Annotated in this window: 14 protein-coding genes; 7 read left to right on the top strand and 7 right to left on the bottom strand. The window is 65.3% G+C overall.

Features of this window, described 5'->3' with window-relative positions; genetic code table 11:
* Positions 1-232: 232 nt before the first annotated feature.
* On the top strand, positions 233-1,009 hold the full coding sequence (locus HAP48_RS15770; protein ID WP_166212862.1) for a sulfite exporter TauE/SafE family protein: 777 nt from the start codon (positions 233-235) through the stop codon (positions 1,007-1,009).
* A 218-nt stretch (positions 1,010-1,227) separates the two neighbouring features.
* Positions 1,228-2,169 (top strand): MBL fold metallo-hydrolase, encoded by a 942-nt coding sequence (locus HAP48_RS15765; protein ID WP_166212864.1) that lies wholly within the window; start codon positions 1,228-1,230, stop codon positions 2,167-2,169.
* Positions 2,170-2,629: 460 nt separating this feature from the next.
* Here the strand turns inward: HAP48_RS15765 and HAP48_RS15760 are convergent, their stop codons facing one another.
* Positions 2,630-4,042 carry a flavin monoamine oxidase family protein gene (locus tag HAP48_RS15760; protein WP_166212866.1) on the bottom strand — a complete coding sequence of 471 codons (1,413 nt, stop codon included), beginning with the start codon at positions 4,040-4,042 and terminating at the stop codon, positions 2,630-2,632.
* A gap of 198 nt (positions 4,043-4,240) precedes the next feature.
* On the opposite strand from HAP48_RS15760, the gene HAP48_RS15755 reads away from it, so the two are divergent.
* A complete protein-coding gene (locus HAP48_RS15755) occupies positions 4,241-5,128 on the top strand; it encodes a YiiX/YebB-like N1pC/P60 family cysteine hydrolase (RefSeq protein WP_224496481.1) in 888 nt (295 codons plus the stop codon).
* A 4-nt stretch (positions 5,129-5,132) separates the two neighbouring features.
* Here HAP48_RS15755 and HAP48_RS15750 read toward each other — a convergent pair whose 3' ends face one another.
* Positions 5,133-7,331 carry a TonB-dependent receptor domain-containing protein gene (locus tag HAP48_RS15750; protein ID WP_420869869.1) on the bottom strand — a complete coding sequence of 733 codons (2,199 nt, stop codon included), beginning with the start codon at positions 7,329-7,331 and terminating at the stop codon, positions 5,133-5,135.
* A gap of 146 nt (positions 7,332-7,477) precedes the next feature.
* On the opposite strand from HAP48_RS15750, the gene nikR reads away from it, so the two are divergent.
* Positions 7,478-7,921 carry a nickel-responsive transcriptional regulator NikR gene (gene nikR, locus HAP48_RS15745; RefSeq protein ID WP_166212868.1) on the top strand — a complete coding sequence of 148 codons (444 nt, stop codon included), beginning with the start codon at positions 7,478-7,480 and terminating at the stop codon, positions 7,919-7,921.
* Between the two features lie 43 nt (positions 7,922-7,964).
* Here nikR and HAP48_RS15740 read toward each other — a convergent pair whose 3' ends face one another.
* Complete coding sequence (locus tag HAP48_RS15740; RefSeq protein WP_166212870.1) at positions 7,965-8,912, bottom strand: hydroxymethylglutaryl-CoA lyase; 948 nt, start codon at positions 8,910-8,912, stop codon at positions 7,965-7,967.
* A 7-nt stretch (positions 8,913-8,919) separates the two neighbouring features.
* Positions 8,920-10,089 carry a CaiB/BaiF CoA transferase family protein gene (locus HAP48_RS15735; protein ID WP_166212872.1) on the bottom strand — a complete coding sequence of 390 codons (1,170 nt, stop codon included), beginning with the start codon at positions 10,087-10,089 and terminating at the stop codon, positions 8,920-8,922.
* 171 nt (positions 10,090-10,260) lie between these two features.
* Here HAP48_RS15735 and HAP48_RS15730 point away from each other — a divergent pair, with 171 nt between their 5' ends.
* From HAP48_RS15730 to HAP48_RS15720, 3 genes are all read left to right on the top strand, one after another.
* Positions 10,261-11,184 carry a LysR family transcriptional regulator gene (locus tag HAP48_RS15730; protein WP_166212874.1) on the top strand — a complete coding sequence of 308 codons (924 nt, stop codon included), beginning with the start codon at positions 10,261-10,263 and terminating at the stop codon, positions 11,182-11,184.
* Between the two features lie 207 nt (positions 11,185-11,391).
* A complete protein-coding gene (locus HAP48_RS15725) occupies positions 11,392-12,804 on the top strand; it encodes an MFS transporter (RefSeq protein WP_166212876.1) in 1,413 nt (470 codons plus the stop codon).
* 79 nt (positions 12,805-12,883) lie between these two features.
* The gene (locus HAP48_RS15720) at positions 12,884-13,636 is read left to right on the top strand and encodes a sulfate transporter family protein (protein WP_166212878.1); all 753 of its coding nucleotides are present in this window, start codon (positions 12,884-12,886) and stop codon (positions 13,634-13,636) included.
* On the opposite strand, the gene HAP48_RS15715 is transcribed toward HAP48_RS15720, so the two are convergent.
* From HAP48_RS15715 to HAP48_RS15705, 3 genes are all read right to left on the bottom strand, one after another.
* Positions 13,633-15,135: a DHA2 family efflux MFS transporter permease subunit gene (locus HAP48_RS15715; protein ID WP_166216361.1), complete on the bottom strand. Its 1,503-nt coding sequence runs from the start codon at positions 15,133-15,135 to the stop codon at positions 13,633-13,635. The genes HAP48_RS15720 and HAP48_RS15715 overlap by 4 nt on opposite strands.
* Positions 15,136-15,197: 62 nt before the next feature.
* Entirely contained in the window at positions 15,198-15,710 is a 513-nt protein-coding gene (locus HAP48_RS15710) for an isoprenylcysteine carboxyl methyltransferase family protein (RefSeq protein ID WP_166212880.1), read from the bottom strand.
* Positions 15,707-16,768: a type III polyketide synthase gene (locus HAP48_RS15705; RefSeq protein ID WP_166212882.1), complete on the bottom strand. Its 1,062-nt coding sequence runs from the start codon at positions 16,766-16,768 to the stop codon at positions 15,707-15,709. Before HAP48_RS15705 ends, HAP48_RS15710 begins: the two co-directional genes overlap by 4 nt.
* Positions 16,769-16,863: the final 95 nt, after the last annotated feature.

Genomic DNA, 16,863 nt, shown 5'->3' with positions numbered 1-16,863 from the left:
CTCCCTCTCCCGCTTGCGGGGGAGGTGGGTCGGGAACGTACGCGGACCTATCACCGTCACCCTGAGGAGGCCGCGTAGCGGCCGTCTCGAAGGGTCGACGGCCCGACTGTGGCCGTGCATCCTTCGAGGCTCGCTCCGCTCGCGCCTCAGGATGACGGGTCTGAATGGCGGGCGCTTTGTATCACGACATGAGTTCGTTCGCCGGCTAGCTAGTTGAACCTATTCCCCTCCCATGACCTCCCTCACCCTCCTCCCCTCCGACATCTCGACCAGCATCGCGCTCGCGATCTGCGCGATCGCGTTCGTGTCGGGCACGGCGCGCGGCTTCTCGGGGTTCGGCTCGGCGCTGATCTTCATGCCGCTCGCAAGCAGCGTCGCGGGACCACGGCTGGTAGCGGCTCTCCTGCTCATCATCGATTTCGTCGCCGCGGCGCCGCTGCTGCCGAACGCCTGGACCCATGCCGACCGCAAGGCGACCGCGGTGATGGTGGCCGGCGCGCTGGTCGGCGTTCCCATCGGCACCTACTTCCTCACGGTGCTCGAGCCCGTGACCACGCGCTGGATCATCTCCTGCTTCGTCGCGGCACTGCTCGCGCTGCTGCTGTCGGGTTGGCGCTACCACGGCAAGGATCACGCCGCGCTGTCGGTCGGCGTCGGTGGCCTCTCCGGCTTTTGCAGCGGCCTTGCGCAGACCGGCGGCCCGCCGATCGTCGCCTACTGGCTGGGCCGCCCGATCTCGTCGGTGATCTCGCGCGCCAACATCGTGCTGTTCTTCGGCGCCTCGGATTTCTTCTCGCTGATCAGCTACTGGTTCACCGGACTGATCACGATCGAGTCGATCAAGTTCTCGCTGATCGTGGGCCCGGTCTACGGCATCGGCGTCTGGTTCGGCGCCTCGCTGTTCGGCAAGGCAAGCGAGCAGGTGTTTCGCGCCATCTGCTACGCGCTGATCGCGGCGGCCGTCATCGTCGGCCTGCCCGCGCTTGATGGCATCTTGCGTGGCGGCTAGGTGACGGTGCACCTCGCCCCGCTTGCGGGGAGAGGTCGGATTGCGTAGCAATCCGGGTGAGGGGGTACAGGTTCTTCAACGTACACCGCCTGGCCGAGAGAGCCCCTCACCCATAGCCGATGCTTCGCATCGGCGTTCTTCTAAGTAAAGGACGGCGGCCGTAGGCCGCCTACGCCTCTCCCCGCAAGAGCGGGGCGAGGGAGACAAGCGAGGAAGCAATGATCGATCGCCGCAACGCATTGAAACTGGCGCTCGGCAGCGCTGCGATGCTCGCGTCGCCCGTGCGCGCGCAGGGCACCAAGCCGCGCACCCGCATCGTGTTCCTCGGCACCAAGGGCGGCCCCCGGGTCGGCAACGGCGCCTCCAATCCGGCCAATCTCGTCGTCGTCAACGACACGCCGTTCGTGATCGATTGCGGCATGGGCGTCAGCCGCCAACTGGTCAGCGCCGGCGTGCCGATCCCGTCCGTGAAGTACATCTTCATCAGCCACCATCATTCCGATCACAATCTGGAATACGGCAATCTGTTCTACAACGCCTGGGCGGCGGGCCTCTCGACGCCGATTCATTCGTTCGGTCCTAAGGGTATCGAGGCGATGACCAAGGAATACTGGGAGCTGAACAAGTTCGACGTCGAGACCCGGATCGAGGACGAAGGCCGGCCCGATCCGCGCAAGCTGCTGATTGCGAAAGACATCACCGACGACGGCGTGGTGCTGAAGACGGCAGATGTCACCGTCACCGCGTTCCGCACGCCGCATCCGCCGATCACGGACAATTTCGCCTACAAGTTCGAGACCCCGGACGGCACCATCGTGTTCTCCAGCGACACCGCCTACAATCCGAAACTCGCCGAGTTCGCCAAGGGCGCCGACGTGCTGGTGCACGAATGCCTCTATGTTCCCGCGGTCGATCGGCTGGTCGCCAAGACCAGGAACGGCGCGACACTGAAGAAGCATCTGCTCGACAGCCACACCTCGACCGAAGACGTCGGCCGCATCGCAGCCGCCGCCGGCGTGAAGACGCTGGTGCTGAGCCACTTCGTCCCCGGCGACGACCCTAATGTCACCGACGACGACTGGACCAGGGACGTGAAGACGAATTTCTCCGGCCGGATCGTGGTGGCGAAGGATCTGATGGAGCTGAAGCTGCCGGAGTGAAGGGCGGCCGGTGTCTCCCGCAAAACGCGAATGCGTTTTTGCGGAGACGGTGACAAACAAGCCCAGTCTCGCCGGAGAGAGCACGAAATAAGCCGTAACCCATCGCGCAGGGAAAGCCGGGATGTTCCCGGTGACACCTGCTTTCTACCTTTGCACGGGGCCCATGGGTGCGATCGGCACCCGGCTTTCCCTGCGCCCTCTGATCGAAGAGTGGCGAAACGAACGGCAAAACTCGGGCAAATCATGTCGCGAGAACGCGAAGCTGCGCCCCTTTCCCAGCTGTCATCGCCCGGCTCGACCGGGCGATCCAGTACGCCGCGGCCTCACGGCTCAAGCACCAGCGTCTCTGGAATACTGGATCACCCGCATGCGCGGGTGATGACACCGAGCAAGCCGTTTGACATCTTGAACCGTGAACCAACCCAACGGCCGCCCGCGGTGCCCGATCTCACCCCGCCCATCAATTCATCGGCCCGGTGGACCGATGCGGCGCGCGGCGCTTTTGTTTTGCGGCGGGCGCTGCGGGCTCCGGCGCCGCATCCTTCAGCGCGCCGATCCGGCGCAGCGCGGCGTCGGCGGCGCGCTCGCCCGAGTCCCAGGCGCCATCGACGGTGCCCCACAGCGTCTCATGGGTGGCCTCGCCGGCGAGATACATCGCGCCGATCGGCTCGCTCAAGATCTTGCGGGAGAACTGTGCGCCGGGCACTGCTGCCGACATCGCGCCGAGGATAAAGGGCGATGCATTCCAGCGCGTCGCGCTGGTCTGCTTCACCGCAGCGCCGACCTCGCTGCCGTAGAGCTTGGTCAGCCATTCCACCGCGAACGCGGACATTGCCTTCTCGCCCTGCGCCGACAGATCGCGGCCGAAGGACCCCGCGACGTCGATCGTGCACAGCGAGGAGCCCGCGATATTGCCGTAAAGAAGCGCCGTCCTGGTCGAATTGCTTTGCTCGATAATCACGTCATCGCGCGACAGCCCGAGCGGATTTCCGGGGAGCTGCAGCGCGATGCGGTCGTAGCTGCCGAGGCTGAGCTTGGCTGCGGCATCGAGCGCACGCTTCGGAAGTTCCGGCGCAAACTTGATATTGCCGCTCGCAAGCACATTGCTCGAGACGGTGACGATGGCGGCGCGCGCCGTGATCTTGCCTGTGGGCGTCTCGACCATCACGTCGCGATTGCTCCACAGGATGCGCTGCGCCGGCGTCGAGAGCACCATCGGCAGCTGCTCAGCGAGCTTGGCGATCAGCGTACCGAGCCCCTGTCGGCAGGCGATCGCGGTGTTGCGATCCTGCGCGCGCACCTTGTCGACGGCGGAGAGGTCCTTCAGATCCTTGCCGCTGAAATTGCCGCCGAGCAGGAATTCCGCGGTGCCGGCCCAATCGCCGAGATCCTTCGGCATCGCCGCGGCGCAGGCGATATCGGCCTTGCGCGACGCGTCGTCGACGGCGCGGTTGGCGCGCACCAGCGCCGCCAGGAATTCCTCGGTCTCGCCCGGGCGGGCGTAGCGCCGGCCGATGCGAATCTTCTGGCCTGCGGGCGCCGTGACGATGTCGAGGCCCGCGGAGCGGGCCAGCCGGATCATCGGATTGGTCTCGGGATTGTGCATCCAGCGCGCGCCGCGGTCGAACGGCACGCCGAATGTCGATGCATCGGTCTGGCAGCGGCCGCCGACCTGGCCCGACGCCTCCACCACGATCACCTTGCGGTTGGCGGCGACGATCCTCCGCGCCGCGGCAATGCCCGCGGCGCCAGCGCCGATCACGACGATGTCGGCCTCGCGCGGCGGCGGCGCGGCAAGCACCCGGCCGCCCAGCGCGGGCGCCAGCGCGAGAGCTGCGGACGCCGACAGGAAATCGCGACGGGTCACTGTCATGACATAGCTTCGAGCATGGTTTCCGGGGACTTGCAGAAAACGGGAACGCTTCGCGAACTGTGCCGCATCTCACCGACCGCAGCAACCATCATGGTAAATCAATCATGATTGATCCGCTGATGGCATGAACTAAATTGCAACGGCTTGCGACCATGATTAAGTCAACACAAGCGGTCGTAGAACCGCTGGGGGGAATCCATGGGCTTAATGCTCGATACCGTCGGTAAATGGATCGCGGGGTACCTGCAGAAGGAAGTCCCCGGTTACGAGCCGTTCACGCCGAGCGACCCGGACCATCTGCGGGGCATCATGCAGCCCGGCGATGTGCTGCTGGTCGAAGGCAACAACCGGATTTCCGGCATCATCAAATACCTCACGCAATCGACCTGGTCGCACGCCGCACTCTTTGTCGGACCGATCGACAGCGCGTTCGAGCCTGACGGCGAGCAGCATGTGCTGATCGAGGCCAATATCGGCGAGGGCGTGACCTCGGCGCCGCTGTCGAAATATCTGTCCTATCACACCCGCCTCTGCCGTCCGGTCGGCCTGTCGTTCGAGGACCGCACCACGGTGTGCCGCTACGCCATCAACCGCATCGGCTTCGGCTACGACACCAAGAACATCGTCGACCTCGCGCGCTTCCTGTTTCCGCTGCCGATCCCGCAGCGCTGGCGCCGCCGCATGATCGCGTTCGGCTCCGGCGATCCGACCAAGATCATCTGCTCGGCGCTGATCGCGCAGGCATTCGACGCCGTGCGCTATCCGATCCTGCCCAAGATCACGCGCGCCGCCAGCCGCAAGGCGCGCCGCGAGATCCTGCATATCCGCGATTCCTCGCTCTACATGCCGCGCGACTTCGACATCTCGCCCTATTTCGAAGTCGTCAAACCCACCATCGTGCACGGATTCGACTACACGGCCCTGCACTGGGCCGACAAGCAGAAGCCGCTCCAGGAGGTAGCGGGCGAATTCAGTGTGTTTCCAGAATCTAAGTCGCCGCCGCTTGTTCCTGAAGCGATTGACGAAGAGGCGACGCTTCCGGCTGCGGCTGCGGAAGTGATCACCGCGGAGCCCACACCGGGGTGAGCGTTCAGAACGTCGCCGCCAGCGTCAGCCTCACGGCAAGCGGTTCGGCGGGATGCACATGGCGGTCGGCGACGCCTTCGATCGGTTCGCCCGGCAGCCGCGACAGATAGTAATATTCGATCTGGTTGGTCTGTGCGTTGAAGAGATTGAGGACGTCGAGCTGCAGCCGCATCCCGTTGTCGAATTTGTAGCCGGCGCGAGCGTTGACGATGAACGACGACAGCGAGCGGACGCTGTCGTCCTCGATCAGCGGGCGCGGGCCGAAATAGCGGGCGCGCAGGCTGCCGAACCAGCCGGTCTCGCGGCCGAAGGTGACGCCGCCGCTGGCGACCCAGGCCGGCGCACCCGGAATGTAATTGCCGACCGGATCGACATCCGTGAAGCGCGCGCGGGTATAGGCGAGATCGAAATCGAGGCTCATCCACGGCGAGAGCTTGTATTGGTTGGTCCACTCGACGCCGACCCGCCGGCTCGGCCGGCTCGGCTCGGTGGTGCCGGCATCGCCGACGAACAGCAGCTCGGAATCGAAGTCGAGCACGAACACCGCAAGCGACGAGGTCAGACCGTCGATCGCCCTGGTGCGGATGCCGAGCTCGGCGCCCTTCGAGCGCACCAAAAGCGGCACGCGATCGAGCGGCGTCACCTTGTCGTTGGGATCGACCGTGATGGTCGCGCCGCGGATATCATTGGAATGCAGGCCGAAGCCGGCATTGCCGTAGAACTCGGTCTTGGCCCAGGGACCGAGCACGATGCCGGCCTTCGGGCTCGTCATCGCCGCCTGCGCGTTGCCGGAATTCTGCGGCGTGTCGCTCAGCACATGGCCGGCGAAATAATCTTCGCGGATGCCGACGGTGGTGCGCAGCCAATCAGTCCAGCGCGCGGTCGTATCGGCCCACAGGCCGACACTGCCCTCCTGGACCTGGTCGTTGCGCACCGTGGAGAGGATCTCGCGCTGCACCGTCTTGAACAGGCCGACATTGATGTCGTCGTAGCGGGTCTGCACGCCCACCCGCGTCTGGGTGTCAATGCCGGCGACGCGGACATCGACCGCGTGGCTGGCATCGAAGCCATAGACGGTGCGCTTATCAGTCTGGCTGAACTGGTCGCCATTAACGGGATCGTCGAGAAAATAGGTGAAATCGTTGTAGAGCTGCAGCGAGGAGCGGATCACATAGGCGTTGAGCTTGGTCTGCCCGTACTCGCTCGACTGCGCCCAATTGCCCGACAGGCTGAAGCGGCTCGAGGTACCGCCGTCGGTCGGGTTGAGCGAGCCGTAGCGGTCGATCAGGCCTTGGTCGATAGCGCGCTGCGCCACCTGGTCGGTCGAATTCCAGCCGTTGGAATAGGCCATCGCGGTCAGCGAGAAGCCGTCAGTCGCGGTACCCTGGCTGTAGCGCAGCACGCCGTTCAGCTTGCGGATGTCGTCGGGCACGGCCCACGGGCCGTTATATTTGTTGGCCTCGAAGGCCGCGAGCAGCGTGCCGTCACCGACCTTGGTCGAGCCCGCGGCCATCGCGCGCTGATAGAAGAAGCTGCCGGCGGTCAGCTCCACGATATTCTTTGGCAACCGGTCGAGATAGTTGATGTCGACGGCGCCGGCAGAGGCGAAATCGCCCTTGTCGGCGTAGTAGGGACCCTTGCGGACGTCCATCGACTGGATGAGCTCCGGAATCAGGAAGTTGATGTCGGCATAGCCTTGGCCGTGACCATGGGTCGGCATGTTGACCGGCATGCCGGCGACGTTGATGGCGAGATCGGTGCCGTGGTCGAGATTGAAGCCGCGCAGGAAATACTGATTGGCTTTGCCTTCGCCGGAATGCTGGGTGACGATCAGGCCCGGCACCACCTCCAAAACCTCGCCGACGCGCGAGACCGGCCGTGCATTCACCTCGTCGCCGCTGATCTGCCGCGCGCTTGCCGCGGTCGGTTGCAGGCTGGAAGACACCGTTGCGGAGCCGCCGGTGATTCCGTTGGTCGTAGACGTGGACTGGCTCGGTTGCGGCGCGGCGGGCTTGCGGCCGCCGGCGGCTACATGGTGCGGACGCTGAATCGGCCTGGCACGCTTGGGCTTCGCCTGATCGGGCGACGTCACCGTCACTGGCGGCAGCTGGCCGGGCGCGTCGACGGTTTGCGCTTCGGCAGCGGGCACAAACGCAGCAATGGATGCGGCGGCGGGAAATATCCGCCATACGGTCCGACGCAACGCCCATGCCCCCGCATGATACCTGCTACAGTCACGCTACGACCGCACCAGCTTCAACCAACCCGGCGAAACGACGCTAGCAAGCACGGTATGACGTTACAAGAAAAATGTCATACCGTGCGGCGGCCTGCCAACACGGATAGTCCATGCAACGCATCACCATCACCATCGAGGATGATCTGCTCGCGGAGATCGACGCCGCCGCCGCGGCGCGCGGCTATCAGAACCGCTCCGAGATTATGCGCGACCTGGCGCGCGCCGGCCTACAGCAGAGCGCGGAGGAAGCGCCGTCAGGGCAATGCGTCGCGGCGCTGGTCTATGTCTATGATCACGCCGCGCGCGATCTGTCGAAGCGGCTCGTGCAGAATTTTCACGGCCATCACGACCTGTCGCTGGCGACGCTGCATGTCCATCTCGACGACGACAGCTGCATGGAGGTGACGGCGCTGAAGGGCGCCAGCGGCGAGGTCCGGCATCTCGCCGACCACGTCATCGCCGAACGCGGCGTGCGTTACGGCCGCGTCGTAATGATCCCGACCGCGGCGGACAAGAAGCCGCGCAAGCGTGGACATCGGCACACGCATGATTGAAGATGCTCACCTCGCCCCGCTTGCGGGGCGAGGGAGAAGAAAGTCACGCCGCCCTCGCCTTGGTGCCGCTCGGGAGGCCGGCGCGGGCGAGGCCGCCATAGAGCGCTTCGCCCGGCATCTCGGATTTCAGGATCGCGCGTACCGCGACCAGCCGGTCGAGGTCGATACCGGTCGGAAATCCCTTGCTCTCGCAGAGGAAGACGAGATCCTCGAACACGACGTTGCCGGTGGCGCCCGGTGCGAACGGGCAGCCGCCGAGGCCGCCGAGCGAACCGTCGAGCACGCGGGCGCCTTCGTCGAGCGCGGCGGAGGCGTTGGCGATGCCCATGCCGCGGGTGTCATGCAGGTGGACGCAGACCGGCTTCGATCCGGCGATCTTCACCGCCCCCCGCGTCAGCTCGCCGACCTGCTTCGGCCCGGCATAGCCGACGGTATCGGCGATCGCGACCATGTCGACGCCGGCCTCGTAGAGCTTCTCGGTGAGGCGCAGCACTTCCCTGGGATCGACGGCACCGACGATCGAGCAGCCCAGCGCCATCGAGATCGCGGCATTGACCACCGGCCTGTGCGCGCTGGCGTCGCGCAGCTCGCAGAGCCGCTTGATGTTCTCGATCGCGGATTCGCGCGAGCGGTTGGCATTGGCCTGGCTGTGCTCCTCGGTCGCCGACACCACGGAGGCGATCTCGGCGACGCCGGAGGCCAGCGCCTCGTTGACGCCGCGCTCGTTCAGCGCCAGCGCGACGCCATGCGCGCCGGGCAGCGCGGCAATGGTCGCGACGACGTCGCGGACATCGACGAACTGCGGAAAGGTTCTTGCCGGCAGGAACGAGCCGACCTCGAAATGCCGGACGCCCGCGGCATATTCGTCGCGCACCCAGCGCTGCTTCGCCGCGGTCGACGGGAACGTCTTCACGAGCTGCAGACCGTCGCGCAGGCCGACTTCGCGCAAGGTTACCTTGTCGTTGGGATAGATATCTTGGACGCGGGTCATGTCAGCCTCACGCAGCGTTTCCGGTTGATGAAATCTTCTGTTGTGCCAGCTCGGCGCGCACCGCGTCGGTGTCGGCGCCAAGCACCGGCACTCTCAATCCTTCGCCGATATTGCTGCCGTTCCATTCGACCGGCAATGCGGGGACGCGGAACGGCTTGCCGTCGGCGTTCACATTGTTGACGAGCCCGCCGGGCCGCAGCACGTGCGGGTCCTGCAACAAATCTTCGGGCCGATTGATCGGCGAGAAGCAGATGTTGAGCGCGTCGAGCCTGGCCGACAGATCAGCCACGTTCCAGCCTTTGATCACCTCGGCGACACGCGGAATGATTCGGTCGCGCGCCATGATGCGGTCCGTGGTGGAGCGCAGCGTCGGATCGTCGGCGAATTCCGTCAGGCCAAACTCGCGGCAAAAACTCTGCCAATGGCCTTCTGTGACGACCCCGATGAAGATGCGATCGCCGCCGGCGGCATCGAAGATGTCGTAGATCGGCCAGGCATGCTCGCGCTCCGGCATCGAGCGCGGCTTGCGCCCGGTCATCTCGTACTCGACCATGTGCTGGGCGACCAGGAACAGGCAGTTCTCGAACAGGCCGATGCGAATATCCGCGCCGTTCCTGTTGCCGCCCCGCTTCTGGTAGAGCGCGGCCAGGATCGAGATCACCCCGAACATACCGCCCATGATGTCGTTGGCGGAGGAACCGACGCGCTGCGGCTTGTCGCGTGTGCCGGTCATCGCCGCGAGGCCCGACATCATCTGCACGACCTCATCCAGCGCCGGGCGATGATCGTAAGGGCCCGACAGAAAGCCCTTGTGGCCGGCGATAATCAGCTGCGGATATTTCGCGCGCAACTCATCGGCGCCGAGGCCCTGCTTGTCGAGCTGGCCGTCGCGAAAGTTCTCCAGGAACACGTCGGCGCTAGCGAGCAGCCGGTGCATCGTGTCGCGGTCCTCGGGCTTGGCGAAATCCAGCACCACGCTGCGCTTGCCGCGGTTGAACAGCGGGAAGAACGACACGCCCATGCCGCCGAGCGAGCGGGTCTTGTCGCCGGCGGGAGGCTCGACCTTGATCACCTCGGCGCCGAGTTGCGCCAGGATCATCCCGCAGGTCGGCCCCATCACCATGTGGGTCATCTCGACGACCCTCACGCCCTCCAGCGGCAGTCCGCTCCCGGTCATCGGTTTCTCCGTACTCGTTGCGCTCTTGTTCTGACGCGTTTTCTTCAGGCGAATCGGTACCCGCTTCGCTCGAAAACGCTTTGCTATCGGCGCAGGTTAGGCTTCCGCACGCTATCTGAAAAATATAATCTGTCGAATAGTGTATTCGCGGTTCTAGAACGCTGAACCCTCATGGATTCCCGCCAGCTTCGCTATTTCATCGCGGTTTACGAGCAGCGCAACCTGTCGCGGGCGGCGGACCAGGCCAATGTCGCGCAGTCCGCGCTGAGCCATCACATCGCCAATCTCGAGGCGGAATTTGCCACGCCGCTGTTTGAGCGCAAGCCGCGCGGCATGGAACCGACCGCGGCGGGCGAGCGGCTCTATGAGCACGCCCGCATCATCCTGCGCGCGATGGCGGCGGCCGAGCGCGAGATCAAGGAGGGCGGCAGCGAGATCGCCGGCGACATCTCGATCGGCATGGCCAATTCCGGGATGAAGGCAATCGGCGTGCCGTTGATGCGGACGGTGCTGACGAAGTATCCGAACCTGAAGCTGGCGCTGACCGAAAGTCTCTCCGGCGCGACACTGCTGCATTTGATGAGCTCGGAGGTCGACCTGGCGCTGGTCTACAATCCGCCCTCGGAAAAGGACCTGATCGCCGAGCCGGTGCTGGAGGAGCAGATGTTCTGCGTCGGCACCGAGAAATTGATCGGCAAGAAAAGACCGATCACGTTCGAGCAGGTTGCGCAACTGCCGCTGATCCTGCTCCGGCACGGGCTGTCGGCCCGCGCCCTGCTGGACGACCCCGTGCCGCTGAAGCGGCTGGAGGCCAACGCCATCCTGCATCTCAATTCAACCAGCGGCATGATCGGCGCCCTGACCGCGGGCCTCGGCTGCACCATCGCGACGACGCACTTCGTGAGAGAGCCGTTGCAGGCAGGGGCGCTGGTCGCACGCGAGGTGATCGAACCCAAGCTGAACCGCACGCTCTATCTGTGCCGCCTGCGCAACCGGCCGATGACCTATGTCATGGAGGAAATGTGCCGGCTGATCCGCTCCCTGATCGCCGAACAGGTCGGCCGTGGCGCGTGGGAGGCGACGCTCCTGATCTAAAGCGCTTTCAAGCGGAGCCTGCCCGCACTCGATGCGAAATGGGCACCGGTTCGCGTGAAGAAAGCGCGTCGGAAACAGCGCTATCGAAAATATCGAACGATCTCTTCGATATGTTCGTCTGGATTTCTGGCTTCCGGCTGCCAAACATGCGTGACCGGCACGACCTCACAAGAACGGCGGCCGCTGGACCATACGGGGAGGACCATCATGAGCGCCGTCGAACTCGGCTCGGTTGCCGATCTCGCCAAAACGACAGCCGGGCCCGACGGGATTTCGCGGCGGCTCGAGGCGCTGCCCACCTCCGCCTATGTCTGGCGGCTGGTGATCCTGCTCTCGCTCGGCGGCTGCTTCGAGATCTATGATCTGTTCTTCACCGGCTACATCGCGCCGGGCCTCGCCCGCAGCGGGCTGATGACCACGACGACGCAGGCCTTCTTCGGCTTCTCCGGCATCGGCGCCTTCGTCGCCGCGACCTTCGCCGGCCTCTTCATCGGCACCTTCTGCCTCGGCTTCCTCGCCGATCGTTACGGTCGCAAGGCCGTCTTCACCTATTCCCTGCTGTTCTACAGCGCGGCCTCGATCATCATGGCGTGCCAGACCACGCCTGGCGGCCTCTTGCTGTGGCGCTTCGTCGCCGGAATCGGCATCGGCATCGAGATCATCACCATCGATGCCTACATCACCGAGCTGGTGCCGAGCTGGATGCGCGGCCGGGCCTTTGCGATCAACCAGGCGGTGATGCTGTCGGCGGTGCCGATCGTCGCAGCACTTGCGTGGTGGCTGGTGCCGCTCACGCCGCACGGCATCGACGGCTGGCGCTGGGTGGTGCTGATCGGCGCGGCCGCCAGCATGGTGATCTGGGTGCTGCGGCTCTACGTGCCGGAAAGCCCGCTCTGGCTGGCCCGCCACGGCCGCGTTGCCGAGGCCGAGAGGATCATGCGAACGCTCGAGGCCTCATCGGGTGCGGCTGCTCCGCGCCCCGCCCCCACGGTCACGATGGTGCCGGCACGTGCGCCGGTCAGGACCGGCTACGCCGATTTGTTCAGGCCGCCTTACGCTTCGCTCGTCGTGCTGTTCATGATCTTCAATTTCTGTCAGGCGTTCGGCGTCTACGGCTTTTCCAACTGGGTTCCGGCGCTGCTGGTCGAGAAGGGCATCAACGTCACCAAGAGCCTGCAATATTCCTTCATCATCGCGTTCGCCTATCCGCTGGCACCGCTGTTGGCCGCAACCTTTGCCGATCGCTTCGAGCGCAAATGGATCATCTGCGGCGCGGCTGCCGCGATCTCGGTGTTCGGCCTCGCGTTCGCGCAGCTCACCGAGCCGGTGCTGCTGATCGCCAGCGGCGTGCTGGTGACCGGCGCCAACATGACCCTGTCCTACGCCTATCACGCCTATCAGACCGAGGTATTCCCGACCGCGATCCGGGCCCGCGCCGCGGGGCTGGTCTATTCGATGAGCCGGCTCAGCGCGACCTTCTCCGGCTTCATCGTGGCGTTCATGTTGAAGGAGGCCGGCGTCAGCGGGGTGTTCGGCCTGATCACCGCGGCGATGCTCATCGTGATCATTGCTGTCGGTGTCTGGGGACCGAACGTCCGCGGCAAGCCGCTCGACGCCTGATCGCGACATAAACGGCACTTGCCGAAGCCATATTGGGTGTCTACCTCTGCGCTCGTCATTCTGCAGAGGTACCCCAGTCATGTTGGACGCCGCCGTCAAGGCGCTTTCGCAAATCCTGTCGCCGCCAATGCGCACGATCCTGTGGCGTTCGATCGGGCTTGCGCTGGTGCTGATCACCGTGCTGGCGATCGGCTTGCAGCGGCTATTGAGCTGGTTTGCCGACACTGGCGAGGTCTGGGCCGAAGGCATGCTCGGCCCCAACTTCCATTCCACGCTGCACGTGCTGTCCTGGATCATCTCGATCTCGGCAGGCCTTGGCGTCGTGCTCGGCGGCATCTTCCTGATGCCCGCGATCACCTCGCTGGTTGCGAGCTTGTTTGTCGACGACGTCGCCGACCATGTCGAGCGCGAGCACTATCCGGCCGACCATCCCGGCACGGCGCTGCCGGTCACAATCGCCACGATCGAGGGCGTCAAGACGGCGCTGCTGACGATTTTGGTCTACCTGGTCGCGCTGCCGTTCGTGCTGTTCGCGGGCGCGGGCTTCATCATCTTCTTCATCGCGACCGCCTGGCTGCTCGGCCGCGAATATTTCGAGCTCGCGGCGATGCGGTTCCGCTCGCCTGATGACGCCAAGGCGATGCGCAAGGAGAATGCGGCGACCGTGTTCACCGCCGGCCTGTTCATCGCGGCCTTCGTCTCGATCCCGATCGTCAATCTGGCGACGCCGCTGTTCGGCATGGCGTTCATGGTGCACATGTACAAGCGGCTGTCAGGTCCCCGGCGCGAGGTGATCGAGCCGGCGCGGCGAAGCAACGTGCCCTCGGTCTAGGCCGGATCTGCCGGCACCGGCAGCGATGCCGGCACCCGATCGCGCGCCAGTGGCACCAGCAGCAGCCCAATGATCGCCACGCAGGCGAGCATCGCCCATGCCTCGTTGACGGTGAGCGCGAGCGATGCCCGCTCGACCAACGGCCGGATGAACGCGATTGTCGCTTCATCCGGTGGCCCCGGCGGACGGTCGATCAGCAATTTTGGATCGAGCCCGATCGCCTGCGCCGCGGTGACATCGCCGGCCAGCAGGCGCGCACGGAAATCCTCGCCGTAGATCGAGCTTCGGCCGTAGAGGATGGTGTCGATCAGGGCGATCCCGATTGCGCCGCCGAGATTGCGCATCAGGTTGAACAGTCCGCTGGCGTCGGCAACCTCCGCCTCCGGCAGCGCGCCCAACGCAATGCGCGTCGGCGGCAGCAGGCAGAACATGATCGCGACGCCGCGCACGACCTGCGGCCAGAACATCTCGCCGAAATCCGCCGTGCGGGGCTGAAACGCGCTGAGGCCGAGACCGAGCGCGAACAAGGCGAAGCCCGCACCGGTCAACCACCGCGCGCCGATGCGGCTCTCGAGGATTGCCGCGAGCGGCGCTGCGATCAGCTGCGCAACTCCGGTGACCAGCATGATCGTGCCGATCTCGAAGGCATCATGGCGGCGAACGAAGCCGAGAAACACCGGCATCAGATAGGTCGATCCATACAGGCCGATGCCGAGGCAGAAGCTCAGGGCGCAACCGACCGCGAACGAACGCCGCCTGAACAGGTTCAATTGCGCAATCGGATATGCCGCGCGGAGCGTGCGCCGGATCAGCAGCGCCATCCCGACGATGCTTCCGATCAGCAAGCTGACGCAAAGCATCGAGAGCCAGCCGCGTTGCGGCGCTTCCTTCAGGCCAATCATGAAGCTTGCGAGTGCGGCCGCGAGCAGCACGAGCGACCATTTGTCCAGCCTGGAGAGCACCCGCAGATGCACAGCGTCCCTCGGAAGCAGCAACGATGTGACGGAGGCCGCAATTACTCCGGGGACAACATTGATCAGGAACAGCCACGGCCATGACCAGGTCTGCGTGATCCAGCCGCCGACGACGGGTCCAATGGTCGGTGCAAGCACCGCGACGACGCCGCCGATCGTGGTGGCCACCGCGTGAAGGCGCGCCGGGAACAGGATGAACACGGCGGAGAACACCGCGGGGATCAGCACGCCGCCGGAAAATCCCTGCAGCACGCGAAATACCAGCAGCACGGCGAAACCGCCGCTGAAGGCGCAGCCGATCGACGCGACCGTGAACAGGCTGACGGCGATGACAAACAGCCATCGCAACGACAGCGCATGCGTGAACAATCCGGTCAGCGGGATAGCGATCACCTCCGCGATCAGATAGGCGGTCTGGATCCAGCTCATCGCCGCCGGCGAGATCGCAAGCGCGCGTTGGATCGTCGGCAACGAGGTCGCGACGACCTGGATGTCGAGGATCGCCATGAACATGCCGAGGCACATCAGCAGAAAGCCGGCCCAGGTTGCAGCCGATGGGCTGTCGGTGCAGTGCCCCGCCCGGCCGCTCATGGCGAGCGTGGGCGCGGCCAGCCGGACACGGAGAGCGCGCGGCTCTCGGCGCGAATCCGGATGGCAAGCACCGCGAGATTGAGGACGGTGAAGATCAGCGCCAGCACCGGCAGATGCAGTGCGAACGGCAGCAGCGCGATTTCACCGACGACGACGGCATAGTTTGGATGCGGGAAAAGCCGGTAAGGCCCGGACGCGACCAGCGGCGCGCCCGGCAGCACGATGATCCGCGTGGTCCATCGCGGCCCGAGCGCGGCGAGCACCCACAGCCGCAGGCCTTGCAGCAGCAGAAAGGCCGCGAGCGCGGCCAGATTGACATCCTGGTCGCGGCCCCAGATCCACAGCGCGATCAGCCAGCCGGCGTGAACCAGCACGATGAGCGGGTAGTGATTGGCGCCGACCTCGATCGCGCCTCGCGCCAGCAGTCGCGCCGTGTTGCGATGCGCGAGCACGAGCTCGCCGAGACGCTGCAGCGTGACCAGCGCAAGGATGATCGACGCGAAGCTCACGCCGCGTGCCTGAGCGCAACGCAGCTGAGCGTGAAGCCGGGCCCGAGCGCCGTGAGCAGCGAGCGTGGCGGCAATCCCTTGGCGCGGGCGCGTTCGAGGACAAAGAGAGCCGTCGGGGCCGACATGTTGCCGCAAGCAGCGATGACCTCGCGTTCGTGGTCGAGCGTGCCCTGATCGAGCGCAAGCGCGCGCTCCAGCGCGGCGATGACCTTGGTGCCGCCGGGATGGCAGAGGAAGCGGTCGATATCGCCGGCCGTCAGCTGCATCCGCGTCAGAATTTCGGCAACGGCCGGCCCGAGGTTGTCGCGGACAAAATCCGGAATGGTGCGCTGAAAGACGACGCCGAATCCTTCCGGATCGACCGTCCAGCCCATGATGTCGAGCGTGTCTGGCCACAGCTTTTCGCCGGACGCCTCGATCCGCGTCGCACCACCGTCTCCGGCGCGTAGCACGATCGCGGCGGCGCCATCGCCGAACAGGCTGGCCGCCACGATATTCGCCTTGGTGAGTTCGTCGTGCCGGACCGCGAGCGTGCAGAGCTCGAGCGCGACCAGCAGCACGTTGGCACCCGGTCGCGCTTCCGCCAGCCTCGATGCGATCGACAGGCCCGACACGCCGCCGGCGCAGCCGAGGCCAAACACCGGCACGCGCGACACATCCGTTCGCAGTCCGAGCTTGCCGGCGACGCGCGCATCCAGCGTCGGCGTGGCGATGCCGGTCGAACACACCGTGACGACGATATCGATGTCGCTGCCGGTCAGGTTGGCACGGGCGATCGCCTTGCGGGCGACGTCGACATACAGCGCCTCCGCACCCTCGAGAAAGGCTTGCGTCCGCTCCGGCCAACTGCGCCGTTCGAGATACCATTCGATCGGCTTCACGCCGTAGCGACGCTGAATGCCGGTGTTGGCGAACAGGCTGGAGAGCGTCTCGAATTCGGGATAGCGGTCGGCCAGAAGGTTTCGCGCGGCCTGCAGGACTTGTCCCTGGTGGAATCGATGCGGTGGAACCGCGGTCGCCATGGAGACAAGCGCGGCCGTCTGCCTGTTGTAGCTCATCGTAGCTCCGGTTCCCCCGCTGTGTGGAACCGCGCGATTAGCAAAATATTTCAGACGCTCACCACACAGGTGAGAGCACTGCATTCACTATAAGT

The sequence above is a fragment of the Bradyrhizobium septentrionale genome, from assembly GCF_011516645.4.
In the GTDB taxonomy this organism is placed as follows: Bacteria; Pseudomonadota; Alphaproteobacteria; order Rhizobiales; family Xanthobacteraceae; genus Bradyrhizobium; species Bradyrhizobium septentrionale.
Note: the sequence above shows the minus strand (reverse complement) of the source record. Positions and strands in the feature narration are given on the sequence as shown.

Bases quoted from the DNA above. Each gene is read 5' to 3' on its own strand.
- HAP48_RS15720 (WP_166212878.1), top strand. From the start codon at position 12,884: ATGTTGGACGCCGCCGTCAAGGCGCTTTCGCAAATCCTGTCGCCGCCA.
- HAP48_RS15715 (WP_166216361.1), bottom strand. From the start codon at position 15,135: ATGTGCCTCGGCATGTTCATGGCGATCCTCGACATCCAGGTCGTCGCG.
- HAP48_RS15705 (WP_166212882.1), bottom strand. From the start codon at position 16,768: ATGAGCTACAACAGGCAGACGGCCGCGCTTGTCTCCATGGCGACCGCG.
- HAP48_RS15740 (WP_166212870.1), bottom strand. From the start codon at position 8,912: ATGACCCGCGTCCAAGATATCTATCCCAACGACAAGGTAACCTTGCGC.
- HAP48_RS15765 (WP_166212864.1), top strand. From the start codon at position 1,228: ATGATCGATCGCCGCAACGCATTGAAACTGGCGCTCGGCAGCGCTGCG.
- HAP48_RS15760 (WP_166212866.1), bottom strand. From the start codon at position 4,042: ATGACAGTGACCCGTCGCGATTTCCTGTCGGCGTCCGCAGCTCTCGCG.
- HAP48_RS15730 (WP_166212874.1), top strand. From the start codon at position 10,261: ATGGATTCCCGCCAGCTTCGCTATTTCATCGCGGTTTACGAGCAGCGC.
- nikR (WP_166212868.1), top strand. From the start codon at position 7,478: ATGCAACGCATCACCATCACCATCGAGGATGATCTGCTCGCGGAGATC.
- HAP48_RS15725 (WP_166212876.1), top strand. From the start codon at position 11,392: ATGAGCGCCGTCGAACTCGGCTCGGTTGCCGATCTCGCCAAAACGACA.
- HAP48_RS15755 (WP_224496481.1), top strand. From the start codon at position 4,241: ATGGGCTTAATGCTCGATACCGTCGGTAAATGGATCGCGGGGTACCTG.
- HAP48_RS15770 (WP_166212862.1), top strand. From the start codon at position 233: ATGACCTCCCTCACCCTCCTCCCCTCCGACATCTCGACCAGCATCGCG.
- HAP48_RS15735 (WP_166212872.1), bottom strand. From the start codon at position 10,089: ATGACCGGGAGCGGACTGCCGCTGGAGGGCGTGAGGGTCGTCGAGATG.